The organism is Streptomyces sp. NPDC037242, assembly GCF_055604165.1.
Genome location: NZ_JBVJUY010000005.1, coordinates 39746 through 60308, shown reverse-complemented (window position 1 = coordinate 60308; position 20563 = coordinate 39746). Strand labels below are relative to the sequence as shown.

Here is a 20563-nt window from a genome sequence, read left to right as displayed (position 1 = left end):
CTGGCTTGTCCGGGTTTGTCGACGAGCACGTAACAGGCGTTAGCGGGGCCATGGCCTGAGGGAATCACCGCGTCATGAACCACAACGCACCCCTCCCCCTCGCCCACCTCACCGGCACCCGCCCCCGGGTGCTCTCCGTCGCCCAGCTCCGCGAGCACGGCGTCTCCCCCTCCGAGGCCGCCGAACGCCCGTGGCAGCAGGTCCTGCCCGGGGTGTTCCTGCTCCACTCCGGACCCGCGACGAGCGAGGAGCGGCTGCACGCCGCCCTGCTGTACGCCGGCCGCCGCGGCGATGAGGTCATGATCACCGGCCTGGCCGCACTCGCGCTGTACCGGTTCAGCTCCGCGCCCGCCCTGCTGGGCCTGGGCCACATCGACGTACTCGTGCCGAACACCCGGCGGCTGCGGTCCACCGGGGACGTGCGGATCGTCCGGGCGCACACCTCGCCGCGCCCGATGGAGGTCACCGGGCTGCCCGTGGCCCCCGTCGCGCGGGCCGTCGCCGACGCCGTCGCCCAGCTCTCCGACGCCGGCACCGTACGCCGCCTGCTCAGCGAGGCCGTCCGCGGCGGGCACTGCGAACCCGCCGCCGTCGTACGGGAGCTGACGGTGGCCCGGCTGCTGAACCGGCCGCACGTGGTGGACGCGGTCGAGTCCCTGCTCGCCGAGGGCCGGGCCATCGCCGAGGACCGGCTGTACCAGGTCGTACGGGGCTTCGACCTTCCCGAGCCGGTCTGGAACGTGGACCTGCGACTGCCCGGCGGCCCGCACCTGGGCGGGGTCGACGCGTACTGGCCCGAGCACTCCGTGGCCGTGGAGATCGACACCCGGGCCCCGCGCCAGGGCGAGGACGAGCAGTGGTCGGAGTCCGTCCGCAAGCGCGAGACCCTGGAGCGGCTCGGGGTGACCGTCCTGCACGTCACCCCGCGCAAGCTCCGCGACTGGCCCGAGCAGCAGGCCGCCGTCGTCCGGACCGCCCTGACGGCGTCGGGCGACCGCGACCCCGCCGCCTACCTGGTCGTACTCCCGAGGTGATGCGGCAACGGCGGATTGGCCGGGGAGTACTCCGGGGCGCTCCACAGCAGCCGCCCCGGGTGCAGGCTCTCCACCACCGACTCCACGGCGAAGTGCACCCGCCTGCCCCCGTCCGCGTCGAACTCAGTCCGGGCCCGGCCGCTGAGCTGGAGCAGCGCCCCGCTCTCCCAGTGCGGGAAGAGCAGCCCGGCCCGCGGGTCCGCCGCCAGGTTCCCCAGGGTCAGGAACATGGCGTTGCCCGCATAGTCGGGCCAGCTCAGCCCGGTCGGGGAGGTCACTTCCACGAAGCCGGGGAACCCGCCCCGGTGGCTGGCGTCGACCCCGTCCCCGGCGGTGGTGGCGATGAAGAAGGTGTCGGCGGAGCGGACGGCCCGCTCCTGGTCGGGGGTGAGCGCGTCCCCGCGCCGCACGACACCGGCTCCTTGGGCGGCGAGCTCCAGCGGCTGCCGCTTCTGCAGGTACTTCGGGCAGTTGGAGAAGACCCGCTGCGCCGCGATGGCGAAGCCGCGCGGTGTCACCTCCAGGGTTCCGCCCAGGCGCATCCGGCGCCGGGTGCGCGGGTCGAGGGAGATGGTCCCGACGCCCGTGCCCGCGGTGGCCAGGGCCTGCGCGAGGGGGTCGCCGTCCGGGATGCCGCCTGCGACCGTGATCCGGTCCGGCCCGGTGGCCCGTACGAACCCGGGCGCGCCGGTCAGCAGCGAGGCCCAGAGCCGGCCGTCCGCGTCGGCGGCGCCGACCACCAGGTGCGGCTGCTGCGCGAGGAAGGCCGCCGCGACGTCCCGGATGCCGGTGCCGATCGAGCGGCCCACGTGCTCGGCGAGCTCCCGTACGCCGACCCGCTCCTGTACGGCCAGCGAACCCCAGTGGTAGCCGGACATTAGAAGAACCCGCAGGTCGGAGCCCCCGTGGTCGGGGCCGGGGCGCCCTCGGCGCCGGCGGGTACGGAGATCTCCAGCCGGGTCCCGTCGGGGTCGTGGAAGAAGATGCCGCCGGAGGTCGCACCCTCTCCGTGGGCGACGACCCCTTCGTACGCGAACTCGACCCCCAGGCCGCGCAGCCGCTCCTCGTACTCCCGTACCTCCTCGATCGTGCCCGCGGAGAGCGCGAGGTGGTGCAGTCCGGCCGCGGCCGGTGCGTAGCCGTCCGAGGCCTGCTGCCACAGCGTGAGGGCGAGCTCGCCGTCCTGGCCGAGGAAGGCGAAGCGGCGGCCCTCCTCCTTGCCCTCGCCCAGCAGTCCGAAGCCGAGCACGTCCCGGTAGAAGACGAGCGAACGGTCGAGGTCGGTGACGTTCAGACCCACGTGGCCGGTACGCAGCTTGCCGATGACAGCCGTCACGGCTGCCCCCTTTCTTCGGGCCCCCAGCGAGGCGCTCTAACCTTCTAAATCAAAGTTAAAGGTTAGGGCGGCCGGAGTCAACCGGCCACGTACCCTTGAGGGGTTAGCAGGCGGCGCCAAGGGCGGCAGCAGAGGGAGTACGGCGATGACGGCACAGGCGACGGACCCGCGTCCGCTGACCGGCGAGCCCCTCGCGCTCGACCTGCTGAACACCCGCTGGATGCGGGAGGGCGAGCTCACCGACCTCTTCGCGGGCGCCTTCGGGCTCACCCGGGTCGAAGGGCTCGCGATCTGGCTGCGCAGCGCCGGGCTGGCCGACCGCTTCCGCGCCGACGCGGCGACCCTCGTCCACCTGCTCACCGCGCGCGAGGCGCTGGCCCGCGCGGTCGCGGACCCCGCCGACGCGAGCGCCCGCTCCCTGGTCGACTCCGTCCTGGAGCACGGCCGGATCCGCGCCACGCTGACCGCCGAAGGCCCGGGCGAGCGGCCCGAGTTCGCCGATCCCGCCTGGGGTCCGGCCTGGACGGCCGCCCGCGACTACCTGGACCTGCTGGGCTCCGATCCCGACCGGATCCGCAAGTGCGCCTCCGAGACCTGCGTACTGCACTTCCACGACACCTCGCGCAACGGCACCCGGCGCTGGTGCTCGATGGCCGTCTGCGGCAACCGGGCGAAGGCCTCGCGCCACTACGCGCGCACGCGCGAGCGCTGAGGGCGCGAAAGTTGTCACACCCGATTCGAGACGGAGCTCCGCTCCGCCGCTGACGCGCGGTCGGGATATCTACAAATCAACTCTTCAACCCCGGCGGGTCGTACCGGTTCATCACGGTACGGCCCGCCTGGCGTTCACTCCGCATTGGCGAGTGTCCGCCATGGCAGGTATCGGTCAATGACAAGCCTCCCCAAACAGCTGTCACTTGCGCAAAGCTGACCGGTCATCCGGCACCGAAATCCGGACCGTTTCTTTCACTTACCAGGGATGCTGATGACCCTCGAATCCCCCAGCTCCATATCCGGGGCCCGGCGCGTCGCACGCGTCGCGGCCGCGGCCGGTCTGGTGGCCGCCCTCGCGGCCACCGGCGCCGTGCCCGTTTTCGCGGCCACCGGCGCCGACAACCCGGGCACCACTCCGGCGGTCAAGTCGGCCGACCAGAAGCTCGGTTCGGCGGATGCCGAGCTGCTCCAGGAGGCCAAGGCCAAGGGTGACGCGAACGTCACCGTCATGGTCGCGACCGCCCCCGGGCAGACCAAGCAGGTGGCCGACCAGCTCGACGCCGTCCAGGGCGCCTCGGTGGGGCAGACGTACGACAACCTCGGCTACGTCCGCGCCACCCTGCCCACCGACAAGGCGGAGGCCGCGCTGAAGTCGGCCGCCAAGCTGTCCTCCGTGCACGGCATCGACCTGCGGCACGAGATCCAGCTCCCCGACCCGCGTCCCGACGCCGACCGCGAGACCGGCACGGTCAAGCGGACCGCGGGCGCGACGTTCGCGGCGCCGGACAAGGACACCCCGGCGAAGAACCCGTACAACCCGTCCTTCGAGACCGGTGCCGTCGACTTCGTCGAGGACAACCCGCAGGCCGACGGCCGCGGCGTGACCATCGGCATCATGGACTCGGGCGTCGACCTCGGCCACCCGGCCCTGCAGACGACCACCACCGGCGAGCGCAAGATCGTCGACTGGGTGACGGCGACCGACCCGATCACCGACGGCGACGCCACCTGGCGCGCCCAGATCACCCCGGTCACCACCGCTGCCGGCACCTTCTCCGCGGGCGGCCAGAGCTGGAAGGCCCCCGAGGGCTCCTTCCAGTGGAGCCGGTTCAGTGAGTCGATCACCGCCAACGGCGACATGAAGGGCGACGTCAACCGGGACGGGGACACCACCGACCGGTTCGGCCTGCTCTACGACGCCGCCGCCGGCACCGTCCGCGTCGACACCGACCAGGACGGCGACTTCACGAACAACGAGCCGATGAAGCCGTACAAGGACGGCTACCAGATCGGCTACTTCGGCACGGACAACCCGGCGACCCAGGTCGCCGAGCGCATCCCGTTCGTGATCGAGATCCGCAAGGACGTCCCGATGGACCCGCTGGGCGGTGACTGGGTCGGCAAGAAGGCCGACTTCGTCAACGTCGGCATCATCGAGTCCGAGCACGGCACGCACGTCGCGGGCATCACCGCCGCCAACAGCCTCTTCGGCGGCAAGATGAACGGCGAGGCGCCCGGCGCCAAGCTCGTCTCCTCGCGCGCCTGCTCCTGGTCCGGCGGCTGCACCAACATCGCGCTGACCGAGGGCATGATCGACCTCGTCGTCAACCGCGGCGTGGACATCGTCAACATGTCCATCGGCGGTCTGCCGGCGCTGAACGACGGCAACAACGCGCGCTCCGAGCTCTACAAGAACCTCATCGACACCTACGGTGTCCAGCTCGTCATCTCGGCGGGCAACGAGGGTCCCGGCATCAACACCATCGGCGACCCCGGTCTCGCGGACAAGGTCATCTCCGTGGGCGCCGCGGTCTCCAAGGAGACCTGGGCCGCCAACTACGGCTCCGCCGTGGACAAGAAGTACAACATGTTCCCCTTCTCCTCGCGCGGTCCGCGTGAGGACGGCGGGTTCACCCCGACCATCACCGCCCCCGGCGCCTCGATCAACACGATCCAGACCTGGCTGCCCGGCGCCCCGGTGAAGGAGGCCGGCTACGACCTGCCGGCCGGTTACGGCATGCTCCAGGGCACCTCGATGTCCTCGCCGCAGGCGGCGGGCGCCAGCGCCCTGCTGATCTCGGCCGCGAAGCAGCAGAACATCAAGCTGACGCCGGCCGCCCTGCGCATCGCGCTCACCAGCACCGCGAAGAAGATCGACGACGTCCCGGCGCACGCCCAGGGCTCGGGTCTGATCGACGTTCCCGGCGCGTGGGAGTCCATCCAGCGCGACGCGAAGGCCAACGAGTTCACCGTCAAGGCGCCGGTCGACACCGCGATCGACCAGTTCCTGAAGACCCCGGGCTTCGGCACCGGCATCTACGACCGCGAGGGCGGCCTCAAGGCCGGCCAGAAGAAGGTCTACAACGTCGTCGTCACCCGCACCACGGGCGTCAAGTACGGCACCCAGCACAAGCTGTCGTGGCGCAACAACGACGGCACGTTCAAGGTCCTCAGCGACTACGACTACGTCACGCTGCCCCTGAACAAGCCGGTCACCATCAAGGTCGAGGCCAAGGCCAAGACGGCCGGCGTGCACAGCGGCATCCTGCAGCTGGACGACCCGACCACCGAGGGCATCGACAAGCAGATCCTCTCCACGGTCGTCGTCTCCGCCCCGCTGGCGAAGCCGTCGTTCTCCTACTCGGACACCTCGTCCGTGCAGCGCAACAGCCACAAGTCGTACTTCGTGACCGTCCCGCAGGGCGCCAAGACCCTTGAGGTCGCCCTCGGCGGTCTGAAGCCGGGCAGCCAGACGCGCTTCATCTCGATCCACCCGTACGGTGTGGGCGTCGAGGACAGCGCGACGACCCAGTGCTACCCGAACTACGACAACCCGGCGAACCTCTGCCGCCCCGACCTGCGTTCGTACGAGAACCCGCAGCCGGGCGTCTGGGAGATCGAGGTCGAGTCGCGCCGTACGTCGCCGCTGCTCGACAACCCGTTCAAGCTGGACATCTCGGTGCTCGGCGCGGCCTTCGACCCCGCGGTCAAGGTCCTGCCCGAGGTCAAGAAGGGCACCCCCGCCCCGGTCCAGTGGAGCATCAAGAACGAGGCCGCGGCCATCGCCGGCGGCAAGCTCCAGGGCGGCCCGCTCGGTTCCGCGAAGGTCGCCAAGCCGACCATCGCCAACGGTGAGACCCAGACCTCCGAGGTCGTGATCGGCGAGGGCGTCTCCCGCCTCGACGTCGCGATCGGCGGCGTCTCCGACACCGGCGCGGACCTCGACCTCGAGGTCTACAAGGACGGCGTCAAGGTCGGCACCTCCGCCGACGGCGACTCCGAGGAGGCCGTGAGCCTGGTCAACCCGGCCGCGGGCACCTACAGCGTCAAGGTGATCGGCTACGCGGTCCCGGCCGGCACCACCACGTACGACTACCGCGACGTGTTCTTCTCGGCCGCCCTGGGCTCCGTCCTGGTCGACGAGACCGCCACGGTGAACCTCGCCAACGGCGCTTCGGCGAACGTCTCGGCGAACGTCCTGGTCAACAGCGAGGCCCCCGCGGGCCGTCAGTTCTTCGGCCAGGTCAAGCTGCTCAACGGCCGCGGCACCGCCGCGGGCACCGGAAGCGTCCAGATCGACAAGGTCCTTCCGTAGTACAGGCAGGCCGAAGGGGCGGTGCTCTGACGAGCACCGCCCCTTCGGGCTTTTTCCCCCCGCGCTCTACTTGCCGAGCGACCTCAGGGACTCGGCGTAGGTGCCGACCGCGTGGGCGATCACGTCCAGGTTGGTGTCGAAGGCCCCCAGGTCCAGGTTCTTCAGGTCGTCGCCCGCCCCGTGGTAGTTGGGGTCGTACGGGGCGCCTGCCGTGCCGCCGTAGCGCTCGGCCTGCTCGGCGGTCTTGATGCCCTCGGCGCCGGTGAAGGTGCCGCCGGCCGGGATGCCGTTCGCGATGAACGGGCCGTAATCGGAGCGGCCGTCGAAGTCACTGCCCTCGTGCGGCTTGCGCTTCTTGTCGAGGAAGCCGTTGATCAGCGCCTCGATCTGCGCGGAGCCGGCCGGGCCCGCGCCCTCCCCGACCTTGTCCGAGTCGTCGCCGTCGTAGACGAACTGCGCCGGGTTCGGCGAGGCGATCATGTCGAAGTTCAGGTAGAGCGCGATGTCCTTCTTCTGCCGCTCCGACAACTGCGCGACGTAGTGCTCGGAGCCCAGGAGTCCCAGCTCCTCCGCCGACCACCAGGCGAAGCGCACCTTGTTGGCGGGACCCCTGCCCTTCTTGTTGCCGCCCTCCTCCGCGAGCTTGAGCGCCACCTCCAGCAGACCGGCCGAGCCCGAGCCGTTGTCGTTGATGCCCGGCCCCTCGGGGACCGAGTCCAGGTGGGAGCCGACCGCGACGACGCGGTCGGAGCGGCCGCCCCGGGTCTCGGCGATCACGTTGCGGGTGGTCTTCCTGACGTGCTCCTGGTCCAGCTCCAGCCGTACGGTCACCTCGCCCCCGGCGGCGGCCGCGGTCAGCGCCTCGCCGTCGGCCAGGGTGATGCCCGCGCTCGGGATCACGCCGTCGGCGGGCGAGGAGAAGCCGCCGCGGACGGGGGTGGTGCCGCTGTGGTTGTAGACGATGACGCCGAGGGCGCCGGCCGCGGCAGCCGCCTTCTCCTTCTCCACGAAGGTGCAGGCACCCCGCTTGACCAGGGCGATCCTCCCGGCGAAGGCGCCCGCCGGGTAGTCGGCCGCGTCGCAGCCCGGGGTCTCGTCGACCCGGGCGAGGGCGAGCGGGGCGACGAGGCCGCCGGCCGGGGTGGACTTGGTGAAGGTGAAGGCGGCGGTGGCCAGCTCGCGGCCCGCGGTGCCCTCGGGCCCGCCGAGGACCAGGGTCCGCTCCGTCTTGGTGTGCGCCTCGTGGATGTCGAAGTCCTGGTACGAGACCTGGTACCCGGCCTTCTTCAGGGTGTCGTGCACGTAGGCGGCGGAAGCGGCGTGGCCGGGCGTGCCGGCGGCCCGGTTGCCGCCGTTGGCCTCGGCGATCTGCTGGAACTTCGCCAGGTGGCGGTAGGCGCCGCGGGCGGTGACCTCCTCCACCAGTTCCTTGGCGAGCCGGGACTCGCGCGGGTGGGCGGCCGCCGGCGTGGCGGTCAGCAGGACGGGTGCGGCGACGGCGGCTGCCGCGAGGGCGGCGAGCGCCGGTATGGACCGGCGGCGGTGGCGGATGGCGCGCACGGTGTTCCTCCCCAGGGTTCGTACAGCGGACTGCCGTGTCCGGACAGCGGACACGACAGACCGGACGCTAACCGGCCGCGACCAGGCAAAACGGCCGTTCTGGGGTGGTGCAACACGCCCGTCACGAACTCGTCACGGGGGTTCGCATTCAGGACACCGTCCGTTCCTCGGACAATGGATTGGACAAGCCTCGTGGGGTCGAACGCATGATGGCTCCACGCGCGCCCGCGTCGTACGTACCAAGAGGAGTCACCGTGAGGGTCGGAATCGTCGGAGCCACCGGACAGGTCGGCGGAGTCATGCGCGGCATCCTGGCCGAGCGGAAGTTCCCGGTGGACGAGCTGCGGCTGTTCGCCTCGGCCCGTTCCGCGGGCTCGACGCTGGAGTGGGAGGGCCGGGAGATCACCATCGAGGACGCCTCGACGGCCGACTACACCGGCCTGGACATCGTGCTCTTCTCGGCCGGCGGCGCCACCTCCAAGGCCCTCGCCGAGAAGGTCGCCTCGCAGGGCGCCGTCGTGATCGACAACTCCTCCGCCTGGCGCAAGGACCCCGAGGTCCCGCTCGTCGTCTCCGAGGTCAACCCGCACGCGATCAAGAACCGCCCCAAGGGCATCATCGCGAACCCGAACTGCACCACCATGGCCGCGATGCCGGTGCTGCGTCCGCTGCACGAAGAGGCCGGTCTGACCGCGCTCGTCGCCACCACCTACCAGGCCGTCTCCGGCTCGGGCCTGTCCGGCGTCGCCGAGCTGCGCACCCAGGCCTGCGCGGTCTCCGAGGCCGCCGACCAGCTGACCTTCGACGGCGGCGCGGTGGACTTCCCGGAGCCGGCCGTCTACAAGCGGCCCATCGCCTTCAACGTCATCCCGCTGGCGGGTGCGATCGTGGACGACGGCTCCTTCGAGACCGACGAGGAGCAGAAGCTCCGCAACGAGTCCCGCAAGATCCTGGAGATCCCGGAGCTCAAGGTCTCGGGCACCTGCGTGCGCGTGCCCGTCTTCTCGGGCCACTCCCTCCAGGTCAACGTCCGCTTCGAGCGCCCGATCAGCGTGGAGCGCGCGTACGAGCTGCTCAAGGACGCCCCCGGCGTCGAGCTCTCGGAGATCCCGACCCCCCTCCAGGCCGCCGGCAAGGACGCCTCGTACGTGGGCCGCATCCGCGCCGACGAGACGGTCGACAACGGCCTCGCGCTGTTCCTCTCGAACGACAACCTGCGCAAGGGCGCGGCGCTGAACGCGGTGCAGATCGCCGAGCTCGTCGCCGAGGAGCTGCGCGGCTGATCCCGCTCGCACGGACGGGGGGCGGCGCCGTGACGGCGCCGCCCCCCGTCGTTCCGGACGCCTCAGCCGCGGCGGACCTCGTAGAGGAAGCAGCCGAACTCGACGGCCCGGACGTGCACGAGGGCGACCTCCGGATCGGCGAAGGCCTCGTCCAGGGCCCGCCCGAGCTCGGCATCGGCGTCGGTGTCCGTACCGGCGTCCGCGTCCGGGTCCGCGGCGAAGCCGATGACCCGGCCGCCGAGGATGTGCCCGCGGGCGCTGTAGCGCCGGGCGGCGCGCTGCACGCCGGGCCGGACGAAGGGGTACGCGCCCTCGGCGGCCGGTCCGCCGCAGTCCTCGGCGTGGACGAAGACGGGCCCCTGCTCGTCGTACGCCCCCGGCTGCGCGCCGGTCGCGGCGGCCCAGCGCCGCAGCGGTGCGTACGAGACGAGCGCGATCCGCTCGCCCGCCGCGCTGGGCCGCAGACAGCACCTGAGCGGCGCGCCGCCCTCGTCGTCGGTGTACGGGACGCAGCCGCGCCCGGCGTCGTCACGGACCCGCAGTGCGGCGAGGGCATCGGGGGCGATGGGGAGCACGGTGTGCCTGGTCACGGTGGTCATGGCTCCAGGGTGGGGGTCCGCGGCCGGGCGGGTCTGGCAGGAATCGGACGTCGCGTTCGCCCCTGGATGACTCCGGCGCGGTGGCGCCGACCGCGTGGAAGGATGGCGGGGCAACGTCACCATCAAAGGAGATGAACGCGTGCCTGGCACGAACCTGACCCGTGAAGAAGCGCAGCAGCGGGCGAAGCTGCTCACCGTCGACTCCTACGAGATCGAGCTCGATCTCAGTGGGGCACAGGAGGGCGGGACCTACCGGTCCGAGACCACCGTGCGCTTCGACTCGGCCGAGGCCGGCGCCGAGACCTTCATCGACCTGGTCGCGCCGGCCGTCCACGAGGTGGTCCTGAACGGCAAGGCGCTCGACGTCGCCGCCGTGTTCCGGGACTCGCGCATCGCGCTGAAGCACCTCGCGGCCGGGACCAACGAGCTCCGTGTCGTCGCGGACTGCGCCTACACCAACACCGGCGAGGGCCTGCACCGCTTCGTCGACCCGGTGGACCAGCAGGCGTACCTGTACACCCAGTTCGAGGTGCCGGACGCGCGGCGGGTCTTCGCCAGCTTCGAGCAGCCCGACCTGAAGGCGACCTTCCGGTTCACTGTGACGGCCCCCGAGGGCTGGACGGTCATCTCGAACTCGCCACGCGACATTTCGCAGGGGGCGGAGCCGAAGGACCGGGTGTGGGCCTTCGAGCCGACCCCGCGGATCTCCACGTACATCACGGCCCTGATCGTGGGCCCGTACCACGCGGTGCACAGCTCCTACGAGGGCTCGGACGGGAAGTCCGTGCCGCTCGGCATCTACTGCCGGCCCTCGCTCGCCGAGTTCCTCGACGCGGACGCGATCTTCGACGTGACCCGGCAGGGCTTCGACTGGTTCCAGGAGAAGTTCGCCTACGACTACCCGTTCGCCAAGTACGACCAGCTCTTCGTCCCGGAGTTCAACGCGGGCGCGATGGAGAACGCCGGCGCGGTCACCATCCGCGACCAGTACGTCTTCCGCTCGAAGGTGACGGACGCGGCGTACGAGGTGCGCGCGGAGACCATCCTCCACGAGCTCGCGCACATGTGGTTCGGCGACCTGGTCACCATGGAGTGGTGGAACGACCTGTGGCTGAACGAGTCGTTCGCCACCTACACCTCGATCGCCTGCCAGGCGTACGCCGAGGGCTCGAAGTGGCCGCACGCGTGGACGACCTTCGCCAACTCCATGAAGACCTGGGCGTACCGGCAGGACCAGCTGCCGTCCACGCACCCGATCATGGCCGACATCCGCGACCTGGACGACGTCCTCGTCAACTTCGACGGGATCACGTACGCCAAGGGCGCCTCGGTGCTCAAGCAGCTCGTCGCCTACGTCGGCCAGGACGCCTTCTTCAAGGGCGTTCAGGCGTACTTCAAGGCGCACGCCTTCGGGAACACGCGCCTGTCCGACCTGCTCGGCGCCCTTGAGGAGACCTCGGGCCGCGACCTGACCGCCTGGTCCAAGGCGTGGCTGGAGACGGCCGGGATCAACATCCTGCGTCCGGAGATCACCACGGACGAGGACGGTGTCGTCACCGCCTTCGCCGTCCGCCAGGAGGCGCCGGCGCTGCCCGCGGGCGCCAAGGGCGAGTCCACGCTGCGCCCGCACCGGATCGCGGTCGGCCTGTACGACCTGCAGGGCGGCCGGCTGGTCCGCACGGACCGCGTCGAGCTGGACATCGACGGCGAGCTGACCCCGGTGGACGCGCTCGTCGGCCGTCCGCGCGCGGCTGTCGTGCTGCTGAACGACGACGACCTGTCGTACGCGAAGGTCCGCCTCGACCAGGAGTCCCTCGCCACGGTCACCGCGCACCTGGGCGACTTCACCGAGTCGCTGCCGCGGGCGCTGTGCTGGGCCTCGGCGTGGGACATGACCCGCGACGGGGAGCTCGCCACCCGCGACTACCTCGCGCTGGTGCTGTCGGGCATCGGCAAGGAGTCGGACATCGGCGTCGTCCAGTCGCTGCACCGCCAGGTGAAGCTGGCCGTCGACCTGTACGCCGACCCGGCGTGGCGGGAGCAGGGGCTGGCCACCTGGACGGAGGCCACGCTGGAGCACCTGCGTGCGGCCGCCCCGGGCAGCGACCACCAGCTGGCGTGGGCCCGCGCGTTCGCGGCGACGGCCCGTACCGAGGAGCAGCTGGCGTACCTGTCGGGTCTGCTCGACGGGTCCGTGGAGATCGAGGGCCTGGCCGTCGACACCGAGCTGCGGTGGGCGTTCCTGGAGCGCCTCGCCGCGACGGGCGTCAGCGGCGAGGCGGCCATCGCGGCCGAGCTGGAGCGGGACGCGACGGCGGCGGGCGAGCGCCACGCCGCGACCGCGCGGGCCGCGCTGCCGACCGCGGAGGCCAAGGCGGCGGCGTGGGCCTCGGTCGTCGAGAGCGACTCGCTGCCGAACGCGGTGCAGGAGGCGGTGATCGGCGGCTTCGTCCAGACCGACCAGCGCGAGCTGCTCGCGCCGTACGCGGAGAAGTACTTCGCGGCGGTCAAGGGGGTCTGGGACAGCCGCAGCCACGAGATCGCACAGCAGATCGCGGTGGGCCTGTACCCCTCCCTGGCGGTGTCCGAGGAGACCCTGGCGGCGACGGACGCGTGGCTGGCCTCGGCCGAGCCGAACGCGGCGCTGCGCCGCCTGGTCTCGGAGTCCCGCGCGGGCGTCGAGCGGGCGCTGAAGGCCCAGGCGGCCGACGCCGCTGCCGCTCGGGTCTGACGCACCACCCCGGGCGGGGGGCATCCCCCGCCCGGGCCCCATCGCGGGGCCCCGGTGGGTTCCGCGCAGCGGTTACTGCCGGGCCGCGGCTGCCTGGCGCAGGGCCGCGAGGACGTGGGAGACCGCCGGGCCGGACTCGGCCCCACGGCGGACCGCCGCGATCACGTGGCGGGTGGGGCGGTCGTGGGTGAGGACCCGGACCGCCACGCCCGACGCGCGGCTCGACACCATGCGCGGGACCAGCGCCACGCCCATGCCCGCCTCGACCATGGCCAGGATCGCGGTCCAGCCGGACGCCGAGTGCGCCTGCTCGGGGACGAAGCCCGCCGCCTCGCACGCACCCACCGCGATCTCCGACCAGGGGCCGCTGCCGCCGTAGATCCACGGGTCGCCGGACAGGTCCGCCAGCCGCAGGTCCGGGGCGGCCGCCAGCGGGTGGCCCGGCGGCAGGGCCACGTCCAGCGGGTCCTCCAGCAGCGTGACCCGGGTGAACCGCGCGTCCCGCGCGGTCGGCGCGTGCGCCGCCAGGGACAGCGCGAGGTCCACGCCCCCGGCGGACAGCAGCTCGTACGATTCCGCGGCCTCGGTCTCCCGTACGCGCACCTCGACCCGGGGGTGGGTACGCCGCAGCTCGGCCACGGCGGGGACCACCAGGGCCGGCACCGCGGTGGAGAAGGCCCCGACGCGCACCTCCCCCGCCTCCCCGGCGAGGTACCCGGCGAGCTCCGCGTCGGCCCGCTCCAACTGCGCGAACACCGCCTCCGCGTGCCGCAGGACCAGGTGGGCGGCGTCCGTGAGCCGGACCCGGCGCCCCTGCGCCTCCAGCAGCGGCACCCCCAGCTGCCGGCCGAGGTTGGTCAGCTGCTGGGAAACGGCCGAGGGCGTCATGTGCAGCGCCTCGGCCGTCGCGGTCACGGTCCCCCGCTCGGCGAGGGTCCGCAGGATCCGCAGCTTCTTGATGTCCCACTCGGTCATGGGCCCGAACCTACCGCCGGGCACCGAGGCCCACGCCGCCCAGGATCAGCGCCATGCACAGCAGTTGCGCCGGGCCGGTCCGCTCGCCGAGGAGCAGGAGGCCGAGGCCCGCGACGCAGACCGGCTGGAGGTAGTAGACGACCCCGGCGCGGGCGGCGCCGATGACCGAGACGGCCTTGTTCCAGGCGAAGAAGGCGACGGCGGAGGAGAAGACCCCGACGTAGAGCAGCGGTCCGACGGTGCCCGCGGTGACCTCGAAGCCGCCCTGGACGGTGACGGACACGGCGTACGCGGGGGCCAGCATCAGCGCGCCGAGGAGGAAGGTGGTGATCAGGAAGGCCAGGCCGCCCAGTTCGGCGGGCTTGCGCTTGAGCAGCGCGCTGTACGTGGCGAAGGACAGGGCGGCGCCGAACATCCACAGGTCGCCGGCGCCGAAGTCGAAGCCGAGCGAGCCGTCCCCGACCAGCAGCAGCACGCCGAGGGCGGCGAGGGTGAGGCCGAAGGTGCGCCGGGCACCGAGCCGTTCGCCGCCGAGGCGGCCGTACAGGGCCATGAGGACCGGCGAGGCGGCCATGATCATGCCCATGTTGGAGGCTGAGGTGGTCAGACCGGCCTGGTGGACCAGCGTGTTGTAGAGGGTGACGCCGAACAGCGTGGCGAGGGCGATGAATCCGAAGTGCCGCCGGATCAGTGCCCGCTGCTGCCAGGCCTGCCGGGCGGCGAAGGGGGCGACGGCGAGGGTGGCGATGATCCAGCGCCAGAACACGGCCTGGACGGGCGGGACGCTGTCGGCCATGCCCCGGGTGGCGACGAAGCTGCCGGACCAGACGACCGTCGCGAGCAGGGCCAGGAGCACGCCGACTCCGGCTGCCCCCTTCTTCCCCGTCCCCTGGGCGGCGGGCTTGCCTTGCGAAACGGTACGGACGCGGTCCATGACGGCCACTGTGTGTCTCCCCCTCGAAAGTCCGGTGTGTCGGTCGAGGCTCTACCGTCCCACCCGCCCATCCGTCAGGTCCATCGAAATGTTTCGATCATTCTTTTCAGAAGAACTGAACGATTCGGCCTTCGGCGGCCGGGGCGCGCCGAGCGTCAGCTGGCCCGCGACCGTAGCGCCGAAGGCGATCGCCATGCCCGCCACCTGCACCGGCGTGAGCGCCTGGCCCAGGGCCGCCCAGCCGATGACGGCGGCGGTCAGCGGGGACAGCGGGCCGAGCAGGGTGACCGAGGTGGCGGTGAGCCGGCCGATGCCGCGGAACCAGAGCCAGTACGCGATACCGGTGTTGATCAGCATCATGTAGCCGTAGCCGAGGAAGGCCTTGCCGTCGAGCGCGGGCGGGGCCCCTTCGACGATCGCGGCGATCGGGATGATGATCAGCCCGCCCGCGGTGAGCTGCCAGCCGGTCATGGCCAGCGGCCCGACCCCCTCGGGGCGCCCCCAACGCTTGGTCATGACGGTTCCGGCGGCCATGGAGGCGGAGGAGACGATGCCGGCGGCGATGCCGACGAGGTCGAGCTCCGCCTCGGCGGTCAGGACGACCATGCTGACCCCGAAGGCCCCCACGACGGCGGCGAGCACGGTCCGCAGCCGCGCCCGCTCGCCCAGCAGGAGGGCGGCGAGCCCCACAACGAACAGCGGCCCGGCGGAGCCGAGCACGGCCGCGACACCGCCGGGCAGCCGGTAGGCGGAGAGGAACAGCAGCGGGAAGAAGGCTCCGATGTTGAGCCCGCCCAGGACGGCGGACTTCCACCACCACTCGCCCTTGGGCAGGGTGCGGGAGAGGGCGACGAGCAGCAGCCCGGCAGGCAGGGCCCGCATCACGCCGGTGAACAGCGGCCGGTCGGGCGGCAGCAGTTCGGAGGCGACGGCGTACGTGGACCCCCAGGAGACGGGGGCGAGGGCGGTCACTGCGACGGTGGCGAAGCGCTTCATGGCGGTTGACTCCTCGGGCAGGTGGGGGCGGCGGGACCGTACGGAGGCTCAGGCGGCGGGCACCGGCGCCCGCGGGGCGTCGACCGGCGGCTCGACGAGCGCGACCTTGGCGAGCGCGACCTCGGCGGGCAGAGCTTCGGCGGGCGCGGCCTCGGCCGGCCGGGCCTCGGCGGGCCGGGCCTCGGCCGGCCGGGCCTCGGCCGGCCGGGCCTCGGCGGGCGCGGCCTCGGCGTGCACGGCCTCGGCCGGCAGGTGCCGCTCCAGCCGGACCAGCGCCAGGGCGGCTCCCAGCGCGGCGACGGCGAGGACGGCCCAGGGCAGCCGGCCGTCGACGGCGAGCAGGGCGGTGAACAGCGAGGGGGCGAGCGCGGAGGCCAGCGAGTAGGACAGCTGGTAGGTGGCCAGGTAGCGGCCGCGGACCGCCTCGGGGGCGGCGGAGACCGACAGGGCGCCGCCGGAGGGGCTGTGGACCAGTTCGCCGAGGGTGTAGACGACGACGATGGCGAGCAGGGCGACCAGGGTCGCGGTCTGGCCGGGGCGCAGCGTGCCGAGCACGATCTGACCGACGAAGGCGGCGGCGAAGAGCAGGGCGCCCAGGGCGGCCGAGCGGGTGCGGCGGGCGCCGGAGCGGCGGACCCGGCCCGCGATCAGCACGCCGATCCCGGCGCACAGGACGGTGTTGACGGTGAAGGCGGCTCCGGTGAGGGAGTCGGGGGCCGTCAGCCAGGTGGAGAGGTAGAGCGGGAAGAGGACGGACAGGGCCGAGTAGCCGAGCGCGGTGAGGAAGTTGGCGGCGGTCAGGCCGAGGAAGGGCCGGTCCCGCAGGACCATCCGGTAGCCGGCGGCCGCCCGCCCCGCGGTGGCGGTGGCGGCGTCACGGACCGGGCGGACCCGGCTGACGAGCAGTCCGGCGAGGGCGAAGGCCAGGGAGTTGCCCCAGGCGGTGTAAGTGAACCCGCCGGATCCCCACAGGCCCAGCACTCCGGAGACGAGCAGGGCGCCCGCACCCATCCCGGCGTTCTGCAGGGCCCGGATGGAGGCCTGGAGCCGGTCGCGGGCGGCGCCGCGCGCCACCTCCCCGATCAGCGACTGCTGGACGACGGAGAAGGAGCGGTCGGCGAGGGCGGTGACGAGGGCGACGGCCGCGAAGGCGGGGAGCGAGCCGGCGAAGGGGTACAGGGCGAAGCCGAGCGCCCGTATCCCGTAGAGCACCAGGTTGACCTTCTTGGCGCCGAACCGGTCGACGGCCGAGCCGGCCAGCGGCATGAAGGCCAGGCCGGCGACGCCGGTGACGGTCATGACCAGGCCGACGAGGGTGAAGGAGAGGCCGGTGACGTGGTGGAAGAAGACGAGCGAGAACGGGATGTACATGCCGATCCCGACCGAGCTGATCCCGATGCCCACGAGCAGCGAGCGCTCCCCCGCGACCCGTTCTTCCTTCACCGGTGTACCGGTCTTCATGGTGTCCCCCCACGATCGTTGCTCCGTGATTGCTTGCTTGGAAGTAGCTTAGCGCTAAGCTACTTTTCGTCAAGCTACTTTCTTGCGAACGACCGAGCGGAAACCGGATACTCCACCCATGAAGGACCAGCAGGACGCAGTCGACGCGATCACCGCCCAGTGGCACGCGGTGCGCCCCGACCTGGACACGGCCCCCATGGCCGTCTTCGGGCGGATCTACCGGATCGCCAAGGCCATGGGCGACGCCATGGAGCAGACCTACGCGCGCTTCGGGATCTCGCGCGGGGAGTTCGACGTCGTGGCCACCCTGCGCCGCTCCGGCGCCCCCTACACGCTCTCGCCGCGCCAGCTGTCGGCCACTCTGATGCTCACCACGGGTGGCATGACGGGGCGTCTGGACAAGCTGGAGAAGGCCGGGCTGCTCTGCCGCAAGCCCGATCCGCACGACCGGCGCGGACTCCAGGTGACCATCACCGACCGCGGGCTCGCGCTCATCGACGAGGCCGTCTCCGCCGGCCTGGAGGTGCAGCGCGCCTCGCTGACCGGTCTGAGCGAGGCGGAAGTGGACGTGCTCACCGGCCTGCTCCGCAAGCTGCTGGCCGGGGTCTGAGGACACGACAGGGCGCCGGAGGTCGCGCACGGCCGACTCACATCGGCGTACGGACCCCCGGCGCCCCGGAAGTATTCAGTTCGAAGGGAGCGGACCCGTCGGGTCAGCTGTCCTTCTGCTGCTTTCGCGACTGGTCGCCGACCATCACGAGACCCGCGATGACCAGGAACAGCACGATCGGCGCGGCCACGTACAGGCCGAGCGTCTCGCCAATGCTCAGGCCCGGGCCCGGGTCGTCGCCGTCGTCGCGGGTCAGCGCCAGGGCGGGAGACGTCATCAGCAGCATCATCAGCGTCGTTCCGGCCGTGACGGCGCCGGCGCGCAGAGCGTTCTTCTTGTCCACGGTGCAAACGTAGCGAACGCCTAAAGGGGGCGCGCGCCCGGGGGTGCCGTACGGGTCTGCGCCCCCTCCCGCACCGCGCCCAGCAGGGCGTTCGCCCGGGGCGAGGAGGCCAGCGCCTCCAAGGTCAGCGGCCGGCCCTCCCCGTCCGCGAGCGGCAGCCGCCAATTGGGGTACTGGTCCCAGGTCCCCGGCAGGTTCTGCGGCCGCCGGTCGCCCACCGCATCCGGCAGCCACACCCCGACCAGCCGGGCCGGGGTGCGCAACAGGAACCCGTACAGGGCCCGTACGGCGGCCTCCTCGCCCTTGGCGTCCAGGCCCAGGTCCTCCAGCACCTCCAGCCACCGGGCGGTGTCCGCGGCATCCTCGGCCCGCTCCCGCTCCACCGGGCGGGTCAGCAGGCCGAGCCGGTCGCGCAGTTCCACATGGGCGCCGGCGAGCTTGGCGGCCGTGGGCGGCAGGTCGTGGGTGGTGACGGTGGCCAGGCAGTCGGCCCGCCAGGCCCCGGGCTCCAGCGGGTCTCCGCCGCCCGTCCAGTCCCGCTCGAACCACAGCACGGAAGTGCCGAGCACCCCGCGCCGGGCCAGGGCCTGACGGACCCCCGGCTGCACCGTCCCGAGGTCCTCGCCGATGACCAGGGCCCCGGCCCGGTGCGCCTCCAGGACGAGGACGGCCAGCATGGCCTCGCCGTCGTACGAGACGTACGCGCCTTCGGCGGGCGGGGCTCCCTGCGGGATCCACCAGAGCCGGAACAGCCCCATGACGTGGTCGATGCGCACGGCGCCCGCGTACCGGAACACCCCGCGCAGCAGCTCCCGGAAGGGCGCGTACCCGGACTCGGCGAGCGCGTCGGGACGCCACGGCGGCAGCCCCCAGTCCTGGCCGCGCGCGTTGAAGGCGTCCGGCGGGGCGCCGACCGACACCTCGCGGGCGTGGCAGGAGCCGGTGCGCGCGTCCGAGCCCTCCGGGTGCACCCCGACGGCCAGGTCGTGCACGATCCCCACGGCCATGCCCGCCTCCCGGGCGGCCCGTTGGGCGGCGGCGAGCTGGGCGTCGGTCAGCCAGACCAGCCAGCGGTGGAAGTCGAGCCGCTCCCGCGGGTCCTCCCCCGCCGCGGCCGCGCACCAGGCGGCGTGCCCGTCGAGCGCCGGCCCCTGCGCCGCGCGGAACTCCCGGTAGGCCGCCTCCCGTTCGGCGGTGCGCGGCACGGCGTACAGCAGCTCCAGGGCGGCCCGCTTCAGGGCCCACACCGCGTCCCGGTCGATCAGGGCGCCCTTCTCCAGCACCTCCCGGCGCAACTCGCCCCCCTTGGCGGCCAGTTCGGCGAGGGCCGCCCGCTCGGGGCACCGGTCGTGCTCGGGAACGTCCTCGATCCGCAGGTGCACCGGGTCGGGGAAGCGGCGCGACGAGGGCCGGTAGGGGGACGGGTCGGTCGGGGTCCCGGGCACGGCCGCGTGCAGCGGGTTGACCTGGATGAACCCGGCGCCGTGGGTGCGCCCGGCCCACCGCGCGAGCGCCGCCAGGTCCCCGAGGTCGCCCATGCCCCAGGAGTGCTCGGAGAGCAGCGAGTACAGCTGGACGAGCAGCCCGTGCGCCCGCTCGGGCGCGGCGGGCGCCCGGTCCGGGGCCACGATCAGGGCGGCCGTCGCGGTGCGCCCGTCGGGGGCCTCGACATGGACCCGGTGCACGCCGTGCGGGGGCACCCCGCCGGGCGGCCGGCCGCCCGGCTCCTCGCCCTCCAGCTCCAGCCGGGTCAGCGTCCCGGGCGGCAGCGCGGCGAGCTCCACGGGCGGCCCCGACCCGGCCCACCAGACCAGCACGGGCGGCAACAGCCGCTTGGCGGCGCCCCGTTCGCCGATGTCGGCCCACGCCCGGATAGACTCGGCGGTCTCGGCGGACACCCCGAGCGTGCCCAGCACCGATCGGACGGTGGCTTGCGGGACCTGGACCGTGACGTCCTCGGCGGGCTGGTAGGTGGTGGCGACGCCGTACAGGGCCGCGAGCCGGGCGAGGTCGTCCATGTGTCGAATCCCTGTCTAGTCTCCCGCCGCGGCGGCCGCGGCGGATGTGGTCGGCTCGCTCGTCAGCGGCGCCTCGTCGGCGAGCGGGGGCTCGCTGGTCAGCGGCGCGTGCGCGGAGCCCGCGAGCGGGGGCTCGCTGGTGAGGGGTCCCCCGTCCGGCCCGGCCTGCACGGGCAGGTGGGCGAGCAGCGGGCGGCGGGTCGGGGCGGTGGTCTCTGCGGCGGGCTGTCCGGAGGTCTGTCCGGCGATCCGTCCGGCGTGGGCAGCGGTGTTCACGGTCGGCACTCCTTTGTGCGTGAGGAACAGTCAGAACCATGGAACAACGCCGGAGAACACCGCAGCCATACCCAGTCGGACGCACCGCATTCCTGACG

General features: G+C 72.6%; 17 protein-coding genes. 6 read left to right on the top strand and 11 right to left on the bottom strand.

The annotated features are described in order from the left end of the window. Positions 1–74 precede the first annotated feature (74 nt). On the top strand, positions 75–1034 hold the full coding sequence (locus tag ACZ7GJ_RS08450) for a hypothetical protein (RefSeq protein ID WP_470750393.1): 960 nt from the start codon (positions 75–77) through the stop codon (positions 1032–1034). Here ACZ7GJ_RS08450 and ACZ7GJ_RS08445 read toward each other — a convergent pair. Together ACZ7GJ_RS08445 and ACZ7GJ_RS08440 are read right to left on the bottom strand one after the other, a co-directional pair. Further along, positions 1010–1912 carry a pyridoxamine 5'-phosphate oxidase family protein gene (locus ACZ7GJ_RS08445; protein WP_470750392.1) on the bottom strand — a complete coding sequence of 301 codons (903 nt, stop codon included), beginning with the start codon at positions 1910–1912 and terminating at the stop codon, positions 1010–1012. The genes ACZ7GJ_RS08450 and ACZ7GJ_RS08445 overlap by 25 nt on opposite strands. Further along, a complete protein-coding gene (locus ACZ7GJ_RS08440) occupies positions 1912–2370 on the bottom strand; it encodes a VOC family protein (RefSeq protein WP_470750391.1) in 459 nt (152 codons plus the stop codon). The genes ACZ7GJ_RS08445 and ACZ7GJ_RS08440 overlap by 1 nt, the downstream gene beginning before the upstream one ends. A gap of 145 nt (positions 2371–2515) precedes the next feature. Here ACZ7GJ_RS08440 and ACZ7GJ_RS08435 point away from each other — a divergent pair, with 145 nt between their 5' ends. Both ACZ7GJ_RS08435 and ACZ7GJ_RS08430 read left to right on the top strand, forming a co-directional pair. Beyond that, complete coding sequence (locus ACZ7GJ_RS08435) at positions 2516–3082, top strand: CGNR zinc finger domain-containing protein (RefSeq protein WP_470750390.1); 567 nt, start codon at positions 2516–2518, stop codon at positions 3080–3082. 273 nt (positions 3083–3355) lie between these two features. Then, positions 3356–6679: a S8 family serine peptidase gene (locus ACZ7GJ_RS08430; RefSeq protein ID WP_470750389.1), complete on the top strand. Its 3324-nt coding sequence runs from the start codon at positions 3356–3358 to the stop codon at positions 6677–6679. Between the two features lie 66 nt (positions 6680–6745). On the opposite strand, the gene ACZ7GJ_RS08425 is transcribed toward ACZ7GJ_RS08430, so the two are convergent. Then, entirely contained in the window at positions 6746–8239 is a 1494-nt protein-coding gene (locus tag ACZ7GJ_RS08425; RefSeq protein WP_470750388.1) for a M28 family metallopeptidase, read from the bottom strand. 254 nt (positions 8240–8493) lie between these two features. On the opposite strand from ACZ7GJ_RS08425, the gene ACZ7GJ_RS08420 reads away from it, so the two are divergent. Beyond that, positions 8494–9522 (top strand): aspartate-semialdehyde dehydrogenase, encoded by a 1029-nt coding sequence (locus ACZ7GJ_RS08420; protein WP_470750387.1) that lies wholly within the window; start codon positions 8494–8496, stop codon positions 9520–9522. Between the two features lie 62 nt (positions 9523–9584). Here ACZ7GJ_RS08420 and ACZ7GJ_RS08415 read toward each other — a convergent pair whose 3' ends face one another. After that, entirely contained in the window at positions 9585–10112 is a 528-nt protein-coding gene (locus ACZ7GJ_RS08415) for a DUF1203 domain-containing protein (RefSeq protein ID WP_470750553.1), read from the bottom strand. Between the two features lie 148 nt (positions 10113–10260). On the opposite strand from ACZ7GJ_RS08415, the gene pepN reads away from it, so the two are divergent. Next, positions 10261–12852 carry an aminopeptidase N gene (gene pepN / locus ACZ7GJ_RS08410; RefSeq protein ID WP_470750386.1) on the top strand — a complete coding sequence of 864 codons (2592 nt, stop codon included), beginning with the start codon at positions 10261–10263 and terminating at the stop codon, positions 12850–12852. 72 nt (positions 12853–12924) lie between these two features. On the opposite strand, the gene ACZ7GJ_RS08405 is transcribed toward pepN, so the two are convergent. From ACZ7GJ_RS08405 to ACZ7GJ_RS08390, 4 genes are read right to left on the bottom strand one after another with little or no spacing between them, the layout of a single operon-like run. After that, on the bottom strand, positions 12925–13827 hold the full coding sequence (locus ACZ7GJ_RS08405) for a LysR family transcriptional regulator (protein ID WP_470750385.1): 903 nt from the start codon (positions 13825–13827) through the stop codon (positions 12925–12927). A gap of 10 nt (positions 13828–13837) precedes the next feature. Beyond that, positions 13838–14770 (bottom strand): DMT family transporter, encoded by a 933-nt coding sequence (locus tag ACZ7GJ_RS08400; protein ID WP_470750384.1) that lies wholly within the window; start codon positions 14768–14770, stop codon positions 13838–13840. Between the two features lie 42 nt (positions 14771–14812). Next, on the bottom strand, positions 14813–15757 hold the full coding sequence (locus tag ACZ7GJ_RS08395) for an EamA family transporter (RefSeq protein ID WP_470750383.1): 945 nt from the start codon (positions 15755–15757) through the stop codon (positions 14813–14815). A gap of 48 nt (positions 15758–15805) precedes the next feature. Continuing rightward, complete coding sequence (locus tag ACZ7GJ_RS08390) at positions 15806–17218, bottom strand: MFS transporter (RefSeq protein ID WP_470750382.1); 1413 nt, start codon at positions 17216–17218, stop codon at positions 15806–15808. Between the two features lie 118 nt (positions 17219–17336). Between ACZ7GJ_RS08390 and ACZ7GJ_RS08385 the strand changes: the two genes are divergently transcribed. Continuing rightward, complete coding sequence (locus tag ACZ7GJ_RS08385) at positions 17337–17828, top strand: MarR family winged helix-turn-helix transcriptional regulator (protein ID WP_470750381.1); 492 nt, start codon at positions 17337–17339, stop codon at positions 17826–17828. 103 nt (positions 17829–17931) lie between these two features. Here ACZ7GJ_RS08385 and ACZ7GJ_RS08380 read toward each other — a convergent pair whose 3' ends face one another. From ACZ7GJ_RS08380 to ACZ7GJ_RS08370, 3 genes are read right to left on the bottom strand one after another with little or no spacing between them, the layout of a single operon-like run. Beyond that, on the bottom strand, positions 17932–18171 hold the full coding sequence (locus ACZ7GJ_RS08380; protein WP_365920292.1) for a hypothetical protein: 240 nt from the start codon (positions 18169–18171) through the stop codon (positions 17932–17934). 20 nt (positions 18172–18191) lie between these two features. Continuing rightward, positions 18192–20189 (bottom strand): 4-alpha-glucanotransferase, encoded by a 1998-nt coding sequence (locus tag ACZ7GJ_RS08375; RefSeq protein WP_470750380.1) that lies wholly within the window; start codon positions 20187–20189, stop codon positions 18192–18194. Positions 20190–20204: 15 nt separating this feature from the next. Then, on the bottom strand, positions 20205–20465 hold the full coding sequence (locus ACZ7GJ_RS08370; protein WP_470750379.1) for a hypothetical protein: 261 nt from the start codon (positions 20463–20465) through the stop codon (positions 20205–20207). Positions 20466–20563 lie beyond the last annotated feature (98 nt).